This window comes from Pseudomonas helleri (genome assembly GCF_045830615.1).
GTDB classification, from domain to species: domain Bacteria; phylum Pseudomonadota; class Gammaproteobacteria; order Pseudomonadales; family Pseudomonadaceae; genus Aquipseudomonas; species Aquipseudomonas helleri.
Genome location: NZ_CP174501.1, coordinates 3,290,249 through 3,303,409, shown reverse-complemented (window position 1 = coordinate 3,303,409; position 13,161 = coordinate 3,290,249). Strand labels below are relative to the sequence as shown.

Annotated in this window: 12 protein-coding genes; 5 read left to right on the top strand and 7 right to left on the bottom strand. The window is 60.5% G+C overall.

The features are described 5' to 3' along the window. Window positions 1–32 precede the first annotated feature (32 nt). From ACJJU9_RS14640 to ACJJU9_RS14630, 3 genes are all read left to right on the top strand, one after another. Window positions 33–305: a hypothetical protein gene (locus ACJJU9_RS14640; RefSeq protein WP_153331776.1), complete on the top strand. Its 273-nt coding sequence runs from the start codon at window positions 33–35 to the stop codon at window positions 303–305. A gap of 121 nt (window positions 306–426) precedes the next feature. Beyond that, the gene (locus tag ACJJU9_RS14635) at window positions 427–1,278 is read left to right on the top strand and encodes a DUF692 domain-containing protein (protein WP_153351269.1); all 852 of its coding nucleotides are present in this window, start codon (window positions 427–429) and stop codon (window positions 1,276–1,278) included. Then, entirely contained in the window at window positions 1,275–2,024 is a 750-nt protein-coding gene (locus tag ACJJU9_RS14630; protein ID WP_407728844.1) for a putative DNA-binding domain-containing protein, read from the top strand. The genes ACJJU9_RS14635 and ACJJU9_RS14630 overlap by 4 nt, the downstream gene beginning before the upstream one ends. Before the next feature lie 73 nt (window positions 2,025–2,097). Here ACJJU9_RS14630 and ACJJU9_RS14625 read toward each other — a convergent pair whose 3' ends face one another. The 3 genes from ACJJU9_RS14625 to ACJJU9_RS14615 are packed head-to-tail and all read right to left on the bottom strand — an operon-like array spanning window position 2,098 to window position 4,713. Further along, window positions 2,098–3,279 (bottom strand): acetyl-CoA C-acetyltransferase, encoded by a 1,182-nt coding sequence (locus tag ACJJU9_RS14625; RefSeq protein WP_153391112.1) that lies wholly within the window; start codon window positions 3,277–3,279, stop codon window positions 2,098–2,100. A gap of 26 nt (window positions 3,280–3,305) precedes the next feature. Further along, window positions 3,306–3,965, bottom strand: a complete 660-nt coding sequence (locus tag ACJJU9_RS14620) for a CoA transferase subunit B (RefSeq protein WP_407728843.1) — start codon at window positions 3,963–3,965, stop codon at window positions 3,306–3,308. A gap of 49 nt (window positions 3,966–4,014) precedes the next feature. After that, a complete protein-coding gene (locus tag ACJJU9_RS14615) occupies window positions 4,015–4,713 on the bottom strand; it encodes a CoA transferase subunit A (RefSeq protein WP_048369230.1) in 699 nt (232 codons plus the stop codon). A gap of 135 nt (window positions 4,714–4,848) precedes the next feature. Here ACJJU9_RS14615 and ACJJU9_RS14610 point away from each other — a divergent pair, with 135 nt between their 5' ends. Continuing rightward, window positions 4,849–5,739 carry a LysR substrate-binding domain-containing protein gene (locus ACJJU9_RS14610; protein ID WP_407728842.1) on the top strand — a complete coding sequence of 297 codons (891 nt, stop codon included), beginning with the start codon at window positions 4,849–4,851 and terminating at the stop codon, window positions 5,737–5,739. Window positions 5,740–5,817: 78 nt separating this feature from the next. Here ACJJU9_RS14610 and ACJJU9_RS14605 read toward each other — a convergent pair whose 3' ends face one another. Beyond that, complete coding sequence (locus ACJJU9_RS14605; protein WP_256665492.1) at window positions 5,818–6,966, bottom strand: MFS transporter; 1,149 nt, start codon at window positions 6,964–6,966, stop codon at window positions 5,818–5,820. A 166-nt stretch (window positions 6,967–7,132) separates the two neighbouring features. Here ACJJU9_RS14605 and ACJJU9_RS14600 point away from each other — a divergent pair, with 166 nt between their 5' ends. Then, window positions 7,133–7,954, top strand: coding sequence for a helix-turn-helix domain-containing protein (locus ACJJU9_RS14600; RefSeq protein WP_153331770.1), 822 nt, complete (start codon window positions 7,133–7,135; stop codon window positions 7,952–7,954). Window positions 7,955–8,025: 71 nt separating this feature from the next. Here the strand turns inward: ACJJU9_RS14600 and ACJJU9_RS14595 are convergent, their stop codons facing one another. The 3 genes from ACJJU9_RS14595 to ACJJU9_RS14585 are packed head-to-tail and all read right to left on the bottom strand — an operon-like array spanning window position 8,026 to window position 13,078. Beyond that, complete coding sequence (locus tag ACJJU9_RS14595) at window positions 8,026–9,210, bottom strand: acyl-CoA dehydrogenase family protein (protein ID WP_407728841.1); 1,185 nt, start codon at window positions 9,208–9,210, stop codon at window positions 8,026–8,028. Beyond that, entirely contained in the window at window positions 9,203–10,567 is a 1,365-nt protein-coding gene (locus ACJJU9_RS14590) for an MFS transporter (RefSeq protein ID WP_407728840.1), read from the bottom strand. Before ACJJU9_RS14590 ends, ACJJU9_RS14595 begins: the two co-directional genes overlap by 8 nt. Before the next feature lie 6 nt (window positions 10,568–10,573). Further along, window positions 10,574–13,078: a TonB-dependent siderophore receptor gene (locus ACJJU9_RS14585; protein WP_053225418.1), complete on the bottom strand. Its 2,505-nt coding sequence runs from the start codon at window positions 13,076–13,078 to the stop codon at window positions 10,574–10,576. Window positions 13,079–13,161: the final 83 nt, after the last annotated feature.

Sequence of the window (13,161 nt, the reverse complement as noted above, 5' to 3'; positions counted from 1 at the left end):
AAAACACCAAAAAACACCCTGGAGACACCCCCATGAGCACTTCTTTGAAATCCCGCGTCAGCCTTGCCACTGCTGCTGCCCTGATCGCCATGGCATCCGCGTCCTTCGCTACGGCCGCCAGCGCTGCCGATCAGCAGGAAAAACCCGGCCGCTGCTACGGCGTCAACAACTGCAAGGGCGAAAGCCTGTGCGCCACGTCGAAAAACGACTGCAAAGGCCTCAATAGCTGTAAAGGCCAGGGCGTTGTGGTGAAAACCCCGTCCGAGTGCCTGAAACTGGGCGGCACGACCACCGAGGCCAAGTAACCCGCCCCCGGTGCAGGAGCGAGCTTGTCTCGCGATCTTTTAAACGATCAAAAGATCGCGAGACAGTTGGCTCCTGCAGTGTTTGCGTACAACGACCTATCGATGCACTGGAGCACATCACATGGCGACATCCAATCCACGTTTCTCGGGCTATGGCCTGGGGTTGCGCAAGGAACATTACAGCGACTTTCTTGAAACCTCGGTCGCCGTGGATTTCGTCGAAGTGATCTCCGAGAATTTTATGGTTGCAGGCGGCCAGCCACTGCATATCCTGCGCCAGATCCGTGAGCGGCATCCGGTGGCGCTGCACGGCGTGTCCATGTCCATCGGCACCGCCCAAGGGCTGGACCCTGACTACCTCAAGCGCCTCAAGTCGCTGGTGGACGCCATTGAACCGCTGTTTGTGTCGGACCATTTAAGTTGGTCGCGGACCGGCGGCTTCAACTCCCACGATTTGCTGCCACTGCCTTACACCGAAGAGGCACTGAACCTGGTCTGCGCCAATATCCATCAGGCTCAAGAGGCCCTGGGCCGCACTATGCTGTTTGAAAACCCGTCGAGCTATCTGGCTTTTGCGGGCGCGTCCATGAGCGAGTGGGAATTTATTGCCGAGATGTCCCGGCGCACCGGCTGCGAGCTGCTGCTGGACGTCAATAATGTGTTTGTCAGCGCCAGCAACCATGGCTTTGATGCACTGGCGTTTCTCGACGGCATACCCGCCGAACGCGTGCGTCAGGTGCACCTCGCGGGCCACAGCCAGGGCCCCAGCCTGTTGATTGACAGCCATGACAGCCCGGTGTGCAGCGGCGTCTGGCACTTGTACGCCAAGGCCATTGAACGGCTGGGCCCGGTGGCCACCATGATCGAGCGTGATGATGAGATTCCGCCTTTGTCCGAACTGCTCGATGAACTCGCCATCGCACGGGCATTGGGCGCTAGCGCGGCCAAACAGCGTGCGCAGGTGCGAGCATGAACCTGGCCCGTTTGCAGCAGGAATTCCAGAACTGGCTGGTGAACGCTTCGGATGAATCCGCCGCGCTCCTGGGCAATCATATTGCCGGTCTGGCGGTGTACCAGAACAACTACCGGGCGCAATTGGTAGGCTGCCTGGAAGGGGCGTTCCCCAACCTGCGCCAATGGCTGGGGGATGAAGCCTTTTTGGCCGCGTGCATCACCCATATCGACCGCCATCCGCCGCATGCCTGGACCCTTGATGTTTACCCGGCAGGCTTGCAAAAAACCTTATATGAAGTCTTCCCTGACAACCCGGACGTGCACGAACTGGCGTGGATCGAATGGTCACTGAGCGAAGCGTTTGTCGCCGCCGACGCTGCGCCCCTGCGGATGGAGGCGCTTGCCTCCGTTGACTGGGACACGGCGCGCCTGCAATTGGCGCCGTCGCTGCGCAGCCACGCCTTGACCACCAATGCCGAAGCCATCTGGTCGGCCTTGTGGCAGCAAACCCCGCCGCCCGAAGCCGCGATGCTGGCCGAGGCGGGCGGGTTGCTGGTGTGGCGTCGCCAATACACCTCGCGCCTGCGCCAGGTCGACGCGCTGGAACTGCACGCGCTGCAGCACCTGCAACACGACGGCAGCTTTGCCGGGTTGTGCGAGTTTTTAGTTGAGCGTCTGGGTGAAGAAGAGGGTATAGCCCGGGCCGGTGAACTGCTGGCGGGCTGGATTGGCAGTGAATTGATTGTCGGTGTGATCAGCGACTAATAACGGCGTCGGAGCGAGCTTGCTCGCGATCTTTTAAACATCAAAAGATCGCGAGGCAAGCTCGCTCCTACGGTTAGCTGCGCTCGATGGCCAGGGCCACGCCCTGACCGCCGCCGATGCATAAGGTCGCGAGGCCTTTTTTGGCGTCACGCTTGATCATTTCGTGCAGCAACGACACCAGTACACGGCAGCCCGAGGCACCAATCGGGTGACCCAGGGCAATGGCGCCGCCATTGACGTTGACCTTGTCCATGTCCCATTCCAGCTCTTTGCTCACCGCCAGCGCTTGCGCAGCGAAGGCTTCGTTGGCTTCGATCAGGTCCAGTTGGTCGAGGCTCCAGCCGGCTTTTTTCAAGCAGGTGCGGGTTGCCGAAACCGGGCCGATGCCCATGATGGCCGGGTCGACACCGGCGTTGGCGTAACCGGCGATCCGGGCCAGCACGGGCAGGCCCAGGGCTTTGGCCTTATCGGCGCTCATCAGCACCACGGCGGCAGCGCCGTCGTTGATGGTCGAGGAGTTGCCAGCGGTGACGCTGCCGTCTTTTTTGAACGCAGGCTTGAGTTTGCTCAAAGCCTCGGCGGTGATGCCGTCGCGCGGTTGTTCATCAACCTTGAACGAAATCGGCTCGCCTTTGCGCTGAGGAATCTGGATGGGGGTGATCTCGTCGGCAAAGCGCCCGGACTCGATGGCTGCAATGGCTTTTTGTTGCGACGCGGCGGCGAAGGCGTCCTGTTGCTCGCGGGTCAGATGGTATTTGTCCACCAGGTTCTCGGCGGTGATGCCCATGTGGTAATCGTTGAACGCGTCCATCAGGCCGTCTTGCAGCATGCTGTCGAGCATTTTGGCGTGGCCCATGCGCAGGCCGGTGCGTGCGGCCGGCAGCACGTACGGCGCCAGGCTCATGCTTTCCATGCCTCCGGCGATGATGACTTCGGCATCGCCGCAGCGAATGGCCTGGGTGGCCAGATGCAGCGCCTTGAGGCCCGAACCGCAGAGTTTGTTCAGGGTCAGCGCCGGTACAGCGTGGGGCAGACCGGCGAGGATCGACGCCTGACGCGCCGGGTTCTGGCCGCAGCCCGCAGTGAGCACCTGGCCAAGGATCACTTCGTCAACCTGCTCGCCTTTAAGACCGGTGGTTTCCAGCAGTTGACGAATGACGGCGGCGCCGAGTTCGGCAGCCGGAATGTTGGCCAGCGCGCCCTGAAAACTGCCAATGGCCGTGCGGGTGGCGGCAACAATGACGACTTCTTGCATGACTTCTCTCCTTAAATAGTGGCGGATCAGGCGAACTGCATTTCCGGGACGTGGTCCGGGACGATCAATTTACCGGCTGTTTTGCTGACGATTTCTTCAACGCTGACGCCGGGCGCCCGCTCTTTAAGGATGAAGGCGCCGTCTTCGATTTCCAGGTAGGCCAGGTCAGTCAGCACCCGCTTGATGCATCCGGCACCGGTCAGCGGCAGGCTGCAGCGCGACAGCAGTTTGGATTCGCCGTCTTTGGAGGCGTGGGTCATGGTGACGATGATGTTGTCGGCACCGGCCACCAGATCCATCGCGCCGCCCATGCCCTTGACCAGCTTGCCGGGGATCATCCACGAGGCGATGTTGCCGTGCACGTCGACCTCAAAGGCGCCCAGCACCGTGAGGTCAATGTGGCCGCCGCGTATCATCGCGAACGACTCTGCAGACGAGAAAATCGACGCGCCGGTGCGGGCGGTGACGGTTTGTTTGCCGGCGTTGATCATGTCGGCATCGGCTTCACCCTTGAGCGGGAAGGCGCCCATGCCGAGCAGGCCGTTTTCCGATTGCAGCATGACTTCCATGCCATCGGGGATGTAGTTGGCAACCAGGGTCGGGATACCGATGCCGAGGTTCACGTAAAAGCCGTCCTGCATTTCGCGGGCGACGCGCTGAGCCATTTGTTCGCGGGTAAGGGCCATTATTATTCTCCGTGCTCTGAATCCAGAGCTTAAGGCTGGGGGTAGGGGATCAAGAGCGCTCAGTGAGCTGTTCGATACGTTTTTCAAACGTGCCGCAAATGATCCGGTCGACGTAGATGCCAGGGGTGTGGATCTGCGCCGGGTCCAGCTCGCCGGGTTCAACAATTTCTTCGACTTCGACCACGGTGATCTTGCCCGCGGTAGCGGCCAGCGGGTTGAAGTTTTGCGCGGTGTGGCGGTAGATCACGTTACCGAAATGGTCGGCTTTCCAGCCTTTGACGATGGCAAAGTCGCCGGTGATGGACTCTTCCATCAGGTAGTCGCGGCCTTTGAATTTGCGGGTTTCCTTGCCTTCAGCGACCGGAGTGCCTACGCCTGTGGCAGTGAAAAACGCCGGGATGCCCGCACCGCCTGCGCGCATTTTTTCTGCGAGGGTGCCTTGGGGGGTGAGTTCGACTTCAATTTCGCCGCTGAGCAGTTGCTTCTCGAACAGCGCGTTTTCACCCACATAGGAGGCGATCACTTTGCTGATCTGGCGGTCTTCAAGGAGGATGCCGAGGCCGAAACCGTCGACGCCACAGTTGTTGGACACCACGGTCAGATCACGGGTGCCTTTGCGTTTGATCTCGTTGATCAGGTTCTCGGGGATGCCGCACAAACCAAAACCGCCTGAAATCACGGTCATGCCATCTTCGAGCCCGGCCAGCGCTTCCTCGTAGGACGCTACGCGCTTATCAAAACCTGCCATATGCACCTCTTTTATTATTGATGGGTGATGGTGTGTCGAATGGTACGAGTGTTACTCCACTGGATTGATTTGTTAAATTGATTTTTGCGGTTGATTGATAGATAAATCGAAATAATCAAACACAAGAGCACGCCCATGACGGTGAAACAGATCCGCGCCTTCCTTGCCGTGGCGCAAAGCCTGAGCTTTGCCGTGGCCTGCGAGCGCCTGCATTTATCGCAATCGGCCTTGAGCCTGACCATCAAAGCGCTGGAAGAAGGCCTGGGCGGCCGCCTGTTCAGCCGCACCACGCGCAACGTGGCCCTGACCCCCGAAGGTCAGGCGCTGTTGCCGCGAGCGCGAAAGCTGGTGGCGGACTGGGACAACGCAGAAGACGAAATGCGCCAACTGTTCACCTTGCAGCGTGGGCGGGTGACGTTGGCGGCTATTCCGTCGTTTGCCTGCAACCTGCTGCCGCCCATCCTCAAGCATTTTCGTCTGCGCTATCCCAAGCTCAATGTCACGGTCAACGACGTCATCAACGAGCAGGTGCTGGAAATGGTCCGCGATCGCCAGGTTGAACTGGGGGTCGCGTTTGAACCGGCGCCGGGTTCATCACTGACATTCACCCCGCTGTACATCGACCGTTTTGTGGCGGTGGTGCCCAGTGACAGCCCGCTGGCGAATGCCACGGTGATCGACTGGAAAACCTTGCTGGAGCAGCCATTTATCACCCTGCAACGGCCGTCGGCGGTGCGGGTGCTGCTGGAAGAGCATTTGCAGGCGCGGCAGATGAAATTGCCGGTGGAGTTCGAAAGCCATCAACTGGCTACTGTCGGGCGCATGGTCGCCAGCGGGTTGGGCGTGAGCGCTGTCCCGGCCCTGTGCGTCGCGCAAATGCGCGAGTTGGGCGCACGTTGTATCACCTTGCATGAGCCGATTGTCGAACGGGCAATGGGTGTGCTGACCAAGCCGGGGCATGAACTGTCAGCGGCCGCGCAGGCACTGTTCGACAGCCTGCAGGATGAGTGGAAATCTGCCCTGTAGGAGCGAGCTTGTCTCGCGATCTTTTGATCTTGAAAAGATCGCGAGGCAAGCTCGCTCCTACAGAGGTTTATTTAAGGCTTAAACCTTTTTTGTTGACGGCAACAAGATGGTCAAAATGCCCAGCAATGGCAGGTACGAACACAGCGAATACACGTACTCAATGCCGTGAATGTCCGCCAGGTGCCCGAGCAAAGCCGCGCCGATGCCGCCAAAGCCGAACATCAGGCCGAAGAACACCCCGGCGATCATGCCGACATTGCCCGGCACCAGTTCTTGCGCATACACCACGATGGCCGAGAACGCAGAGGCCAGAATAAAACCGATGATCATGCTCAGGATGCCGGTCCAGAACAGGTCGACATAGGGCAACGCGAGGCTGAATGGCGCTGCGCCGAGTATCGAGAACCAGATCACTGCCTTGCGCCCGATCTTGTCGCCAATCGGGCCGCCAAAGAAGGTACCCGCCGCCACCGCGCCGAGGAACAGAAACAGATACAGCTGGGAGCTGGCCACCGACAGGTCAAACTTTTTGATCAGGAAAAAAGTGAAGTAGCTGGTGAAGCTGGACATGTAGAAGTACTTGGAGAACACCAGCAACGCCAGCACCACCAGGGCACCGGTCACGTGTTTTTTCGACAGGCCGTGGGTGGCCACGCTGCCTTGCTTGAGCTTGAACAGGTTGAGGTGGTGGCGGTACCAGCGGCTCAAACCGAACAGGATCAAAATGGCAAACGCTGCAAACAGGCCGAACCACGCCACGTTGCCCTGACCGTAAGGGATGACGATGGCTGCTGCCAGCAACGGGCCGAACGCGCTGCCCGCGTTACCGCCGACCTGGAAGGTGGATTGTGCCAGGCCATAACGCCCGCCCGATGCCAGCCGCGCAACCCGCGAAGTCTCGGGGTGAAAGGTCGAGGAGCCCACGCCGATCAGCGCCGATGCCACCAGAATGGCGGTGAACGAGCCAACAAACGCCAGCATCAAAATGCCGATCAAGGTGCACACCATGCCCGCTGGCAACAGCCACGGCTTGGGGTGGCGGTCGGTGTAATAGCCGACGCCCGGTTGCAGCAGCGAAGCGGTTAGCTGGAAGGTCAGGGTAATCAGGCCGATTTGGGTAAAACTCAGGTCGTAGTTGGCCTTGAGCATCGGGTAAATCGACGGCAGCACGGCTTGAATCAGGTCGTTGATCAGGTGGGCAAGCGCGCAAGCGGCGATCACGCGCATGACCAACGGGCTGGACTGGCTGCTGACTGAGGCACTGGGACTGCTGCTGGGGCTGCTGATAGCCGCCGGGGTCGTACTTGTTATAGACATCGAAGATCATCCGGGCAGGGAGTAAGGACACGGGATGCACGCAGGCAAACCAGCGGCTATCCTAGGTTTCGCGAAATTGCCTGTCTCGCGCAATTCGGGCGCTCACTGTCGCAAAAAGGGAATCATGATCAAACCGCTGAAAGAATTTCTGCTTGAGGTCGATGAAGCGCACTGGACAGTGAGCTGCAGCGCTACCGATTATCCGGCCGACTTTGTTATCGCGCCGCATTCCCACGCCAAGCATCAACTGCTGTATGCCATTGAAGGGGTGATGGTGGTGCACTCGGCGTTGAGCCAGTGGACGGTGCCGCCCAGTCGCGGCATCTGGATGCCCTGTGGTCAGGTGCACTCGGTGCGGTGCGTTGGCCCGCTGAAAATGCGCAGCGTGTATGTTCGGCCCGAAGTGGTGGCGCAACTGCCGACACAGACCCGTGCAGTGAGTATTTCGGCGCTGTTGAGCGAACTGATCAAGGCCTCGGTCGACATCCGTGCGCCTTACGAGGTCGACTCACGAGAAGACCGGATCATGAAGCTGATTCTGGATGAGCTGGCGATTTTACCGGTGCTGCCGCTGCACCTGCCGCAGCCGCTCGACCCGCGCATCCAGAGCATTTGCAGCGTGTTGCAGCGTGACCCTGGCGACGGTTCGACCCTGGCCGACTGGAGTGCCCGGCTGGCGCTGGATGAAAAAACCATCCAGCGGCTGTTTCACAAGGAAACCGGCATGACCTTTGGCCAATGGCGCCAGCAATCGCGGTTGCTGCTGGCATTGGAGCGCATTGCCGTCGGCGAAAAAATCATCGATGTCGCCGGGTCATTGGGCTACGACAGCCCCAGTGCGTTTACCACCATGTTCAAAAAGCAATTCGGCAAAACACCGAGCAATTTCTTCAAATAACACCATCCCGTAGGAGCGAGCTTGCCTCGCGATCTTTTGATCGTTTAAAAGATCGCGAGGCCAATCAGGGCTTAATACGTAAACGCGATCGGTGGGTGGCGGCCGTTGAGCAGGAACTCGCCAATCGCCTTGTATTTGTAAGCCAGCGAATCATGGGTGGTGTGGGTACGGGCGTTGCGCCAGTGGCGATCGAAGTTGTGCAGGCTTTGCGTGGTGGCTGCGCCGCCGACTTCATACAAACGCTCGCACACATGCAGCGCCGCACGGGTGGAAGCGATTTTTGCTTCGGCCACTTCGATGGAGGCCTTCGCCAGGACCGCTTCCAGTTCATCGCCTTGCAGCAGGCCCTGTAACTGGCTGCGGGCGGCGAAGTCGACAGCCGCTGCGGCTTTCTCAACCAGCGCTTCAGCGCCGTGGATGCAGGCGGCAAGGTCGCCAATGGTGTGCAAAATGTACGGATCATCGCTGGCCCGCTGCACACCGCTTTCACGCACCGGCCGTGAGCCATTGCGCGCCCATGACACCGCATCGTCCAGCGCTGCCAGGCCAATGCCGATGTCGATAGAGCAATGGATCAGTTGCGCGCTGGCGCCAATGTAATTACGCCGTTGATACCACTGGCTCAAGGGGATCACCTGCTCGGGCGCTACCTGCACGTTTTCCAGCAGAGTGCTGCCGCTGGCCGTGGTGCGCTGGCCCATACCGTCCCAGTCATCGAGCAGGGTGATGCCCGGTGTATTGGCCGGGAGCATGACGTACAGGGCGGCGCCGGTCTCGTCCACGGCCTGGATTTTCAGCAGGTCGGCAAACAGGCAACCGGTGCTGTAGAACTTGCTGCCGTTGAGGATCAGTTGCTCGCCACGACGTTCGAGACGGGTGTGGATCTCGCCGCGAAAAGTGCCGCTGCGCTCGGCAATGGCACCCGATGACAGCTGGTGGTCTACGAAAGCCCCCAGGTAACGGGCCTGTTGCTCCGGGTTGGCGATCAGGCGCAGGTGCTCGACGGTGGCGAAGTGTGGAAAAATGGCCTGGGCCACACACGGGTCAGCCTTGGCCAGGTTAATGAAAATCCGCGCCACATCGACTTGGCTGATGTCACCGCCGCCCAGTTCGGCGGGCACTCGTGCGGCGCCCAGCCCTGACTGGCGGATCAACTCGATTTGTTCGTGGGGCAGGGTGCGCTCGGCATCGCGTTGCGCAGCGCCGGGCTGGATCTGCGCAGCCAGTTGTGTGGCCAGGGCGACGTAGTCAGTCATGTGTTTTTTCCAGGGTTGAAGGAGCGTCGCGCAAGGCTTTGCGCGGTACGCCGAAGAACAGGATCAAGGCGCCGCTGGCGACCATGGCCGCCACGATATAGAGGGCCAGGCGAATGTCGCCGGTGGCGGTTTTGATCTGGCCGATCATGATCGGGGTCAGCAGGCTGCTGATTTGCCCGCAGCAATTGACCATGGCCAGACCCGCCGCTTTTGCCCGGTCCGACAGGTAGTACGTAGGGATGGTCCAGAACACCGCCGTGGCGCTCAGGTAGCCGGTGGTCATCAGGATCATCGTCGCCACGGTCGCGGTCGGGCTGCCCAGGCATTGCGGCAAGATCAACATGGCCAGCGCCGCCAGCAGACCGGGCACGGTGAAGTGCCAGCGCCGTTCTTGCTGCTGGTCTGAGTGGCGACACACCAGCAGCATCACGCCTACGGCGATGACGTAGGGCAGGGCTGAGAGCAGGCCCAATTGGCTGAGGCTGGTAATGCCCGAGTCACGGATGATCGACGGTGCCCAGATGTTGGTTACGTTGCCGGTACTCATGATGGTCAGGCAGTAGGCGAGGACGATAAACCAGACTTTGCGGTCTTTAAGCGCACCCAGAAAATGCTGATGGCCGCCCGGTTGGCGGCGTCCGCGTTCCTCGGCCAACGCTTGCTCGATGCGCCGTTTTTCATCCTGGCTGAGCCAGCGTGCGTCGGCCGGGCGGTTGTCCAGCCAATACCAGGCGAACAGCCCGGCCAGAATCGGCGGCAAGCCGGTCAACACGAACAGCCATTGCCAGCCGTGGAACCCGGCCACGGTGTCGAAGTGGCTCATGATCGACGTCGACAGCGGCCCGCCGATAATCCCGCACACGGCAATCGCCATGATGAACCTTGAGGTGATCCGCGCCCGGTGACTGGCCGGGAACCAGTACGTCAGGTACAGGATCACCCCCGGAAAAAACCCCGCCTCGGCCGCGCCCAGCAGCACGCGCAGCACATAGAATTGCGCGGGTGTCTGGGCAAAGGCCGTGGCCACGGTCACCAGCCCCCACAGGATCATGATGCGGGTCATGGTCTTTTTGGCGCCGATCTTTTCCAGCAGCAAGTTGCTGGGAATTTCGAACAGCAAATAGCCGATGGAGAACACCCCGACAATGATGCCGAAGGTGGCATCACTGATATTCAGGTCGGTTTTGAAGCGCAGGTGGGCAAAGCCAATATTGACCCGGTCCAGCCAATTGAGCACAAAACACAGAAACAAAAAGGGCATGATCCGCCAGGCAAGCTTGCGGTACAGGGCCTGATCAAAACCCTCGGCCGCATGCGGCGAGGGGTGAGTGACGGGCGAGGCAATGGGCGGATTCATGGGCAATTACCAGCTCACGTCGACTTTGGCGAAGTAGTACGCGCCGTCCAGACCATAGGGTGAGTACCAGCTGTAGGTCGGGTTGTCGGTGGGGGCGAAGTAGTACTTCTTGGCTTCGTCGTTAAGCTGCTGCGGGCGACGGTTGAAGATGTTTTCGCCGCCCACGGTCAGTTTCACCGCGTCGCTCAGCCAGTAACCCACGCTCAGGTCGGTGATAAACGCCGGGTCGATTTTTTCGTCGCGGGTTGGCGAAACCTGGTTCAGGCCGGTGACGCCGGTGTAGTGGGTTTCTTTGAGGTTGACGTCGAAGTCGCCCAGTTGCCATGCGGTGTTCAGCGAGGTGACGTTTTTCGGGTAGGCGCTGGTCAGGTTGCCGATCTTGTCGCGGCCCACGGCGGTCACGCCGGTGCCGGCCAGTGCGGCGGGTTCCTTGACTTTGCGCACGGTCTGCAAGCTCTGGTTGCTGAGCAGGGTCCACTTGACCTTGCCGTACTGGCCGAAGTCGTAGCGGTAGTCGGCCACCAGGTCGATCCCGCGGGTGCGGGTGTCGGCCAGGTTGCCGAAATACGAGACGATCTGGTTCGGGTCCAGGCCTTTGCTTGCCAGCAGGTTGGACACGGCAGGGCCTTGCAGGTTGCTGGTTTGCAGGATGCGGTTGTTGATGTCGATCTGGTACAGGTCGACGGTGATGTCCAGATTGGAGGTGGGCGTGGCGACAAAGCCGACGCTGTAGTTCATCGATTTTTCCGGCTTCAGGGCTTTGGCGCCCAAGGCCTGACCGGCCGGATCATCGACGGTGACGTAACGGGTCACGTTCTGTTCAAGTTGCCCGGTGAGGGTGTTGGCGCGCCAGGCTGTCAGCGACGATGAGTAGTATTCCTGTTGCAAGGACGGCGCTCTGAAACCGTTGCTCACCGTGCCGCGCATCGCAAATTGCGGGGTGAAAGCATAGCGGGTCGAGAGCTTGCCGCTGGCGGTGTCGCCAAAGTCGCTGTAATGCTCAAAACGCCCGGCCACACTGGCATCCCACTTGTCGGTCAGGCTCTGGCTGAAGTCGACGTAGCCTGCGGTGTTGGTGCGCGAATAGTTATGCGCATCCGCCGGGGTAAAGCCGGTCAGGCCCGGTGCACCGGGGTTGGGGCGCTGGCCTGCCAACGGGCTGCCGACCGGGAACACGTAGCCGCCGTCGCCATAAGAAGCCAGTTCGCCGGACTGGATCTCGAAGCCCTCGCGACGGAACTCAAGGCCGGTCGAGACGTTTAGCGGTTTCTCGAACAGACCGGTGTCAAAGGCGCGGGTCAGGTCGAGGTTGTTGGTCCACTGGTTGGCAATCAGGTTGCCGCCATCCATGTTGCGCGGGCTGTCGGGCCCGAAAGACGGGTTGATCGACTTTTCATTGCGGATGTTGGCGTTGTCCTGGCCGAAGCTGGTGCTCAGGTCCCACTTCCAGCCGAACAGGTTGTCGTTGCGCAGGCCCACTACGGTCTGGAAGTCATCCTCTTCAACCACAAAACGCGGCGAGAAACCGTCCGGGTACACCGAGACGATGTTCTGCGGTGAGCTTGCGGTGCGATAGGTGCCCCAGCTCTCTGAGTTGCGATGGCTGGCAGTGGAGAACGAGTACAACGTGTAGTCCGCGTTGAGCGGCAACTCCATGTTGTAGGCCAGGTTATAGGTTTGCGAGCGCGGCTGGCCCATGATCTGGCGGTAGCGGCTCTCACCGTTTTCCCGTGGGTCAGGCTGGCCGTTGACCGGGAAGTAGATGCGGGTGCGCGCCGGTACGGCACCGGCCACGTTGGAGTTGTCTTGAATGCCGAGGTCGGCACTCAGGCTGAAAAAGCCATCGTTGGGCAGTTCAAAGCCCTGGTTCACCGAGGCCTGACCGCGTGCGCCGAAGTTGCCTTTGCCGCCCACGCGGTCTTTGAACTGGCCGTACAAGGCGCTGCCGCTGCCGCCCGAGCTGTTGCTTTTGAGGATGATGTTGATCACCCCGGCAATCGCATCCGAGCCGTATTGCGCTGCCGCGCCGTCACGCAGTACTTCGATGTGATCCACCGCCGAAATCGGGATCAGGTCCAGGTCGGTGGGCGACTGGCCGCTGGCCGTGGCCGCCGTCTGGACGAAGATCAGCGAGGTGGTATGGCGGCGTTTGCCGTTCACCAGCACCAACACATGGTTGCCGCCCAGTCCGCGCAGCGTGGCGGACTTCACTGACAAGCCGGTGCCGCCGGTAAACCCGGCGGCATTGGTGTACGACGGCACCGCAGCGGCCAACGCGTCGCGCAGGTTTTGTTTGCCCGAACGCATCAAATCGTCGGCGCTGATCACATCAATCGGCGCAAGGCTCTTGGCCACAGTGCGGCCGCCGTCACGGGCACCGGTCACCACCACGGTTTGCAGTGAAGGCGTGCTCGACTCTTCGGCGAGCGCAGGCTGGCTGGCGTACAGACCGAGAATCCCGACGGTCAGGAGGCTCAGCTTGGGGCGGAAATTTTTACGTGGGCGAAACATGGTGAGGCTCCAAAAATGATTGGCGCCCGCTTTCCATTCCTGGTGGTGGGTGTTCCTGACAGGTCGTGGTGGCGAGTAAGTGT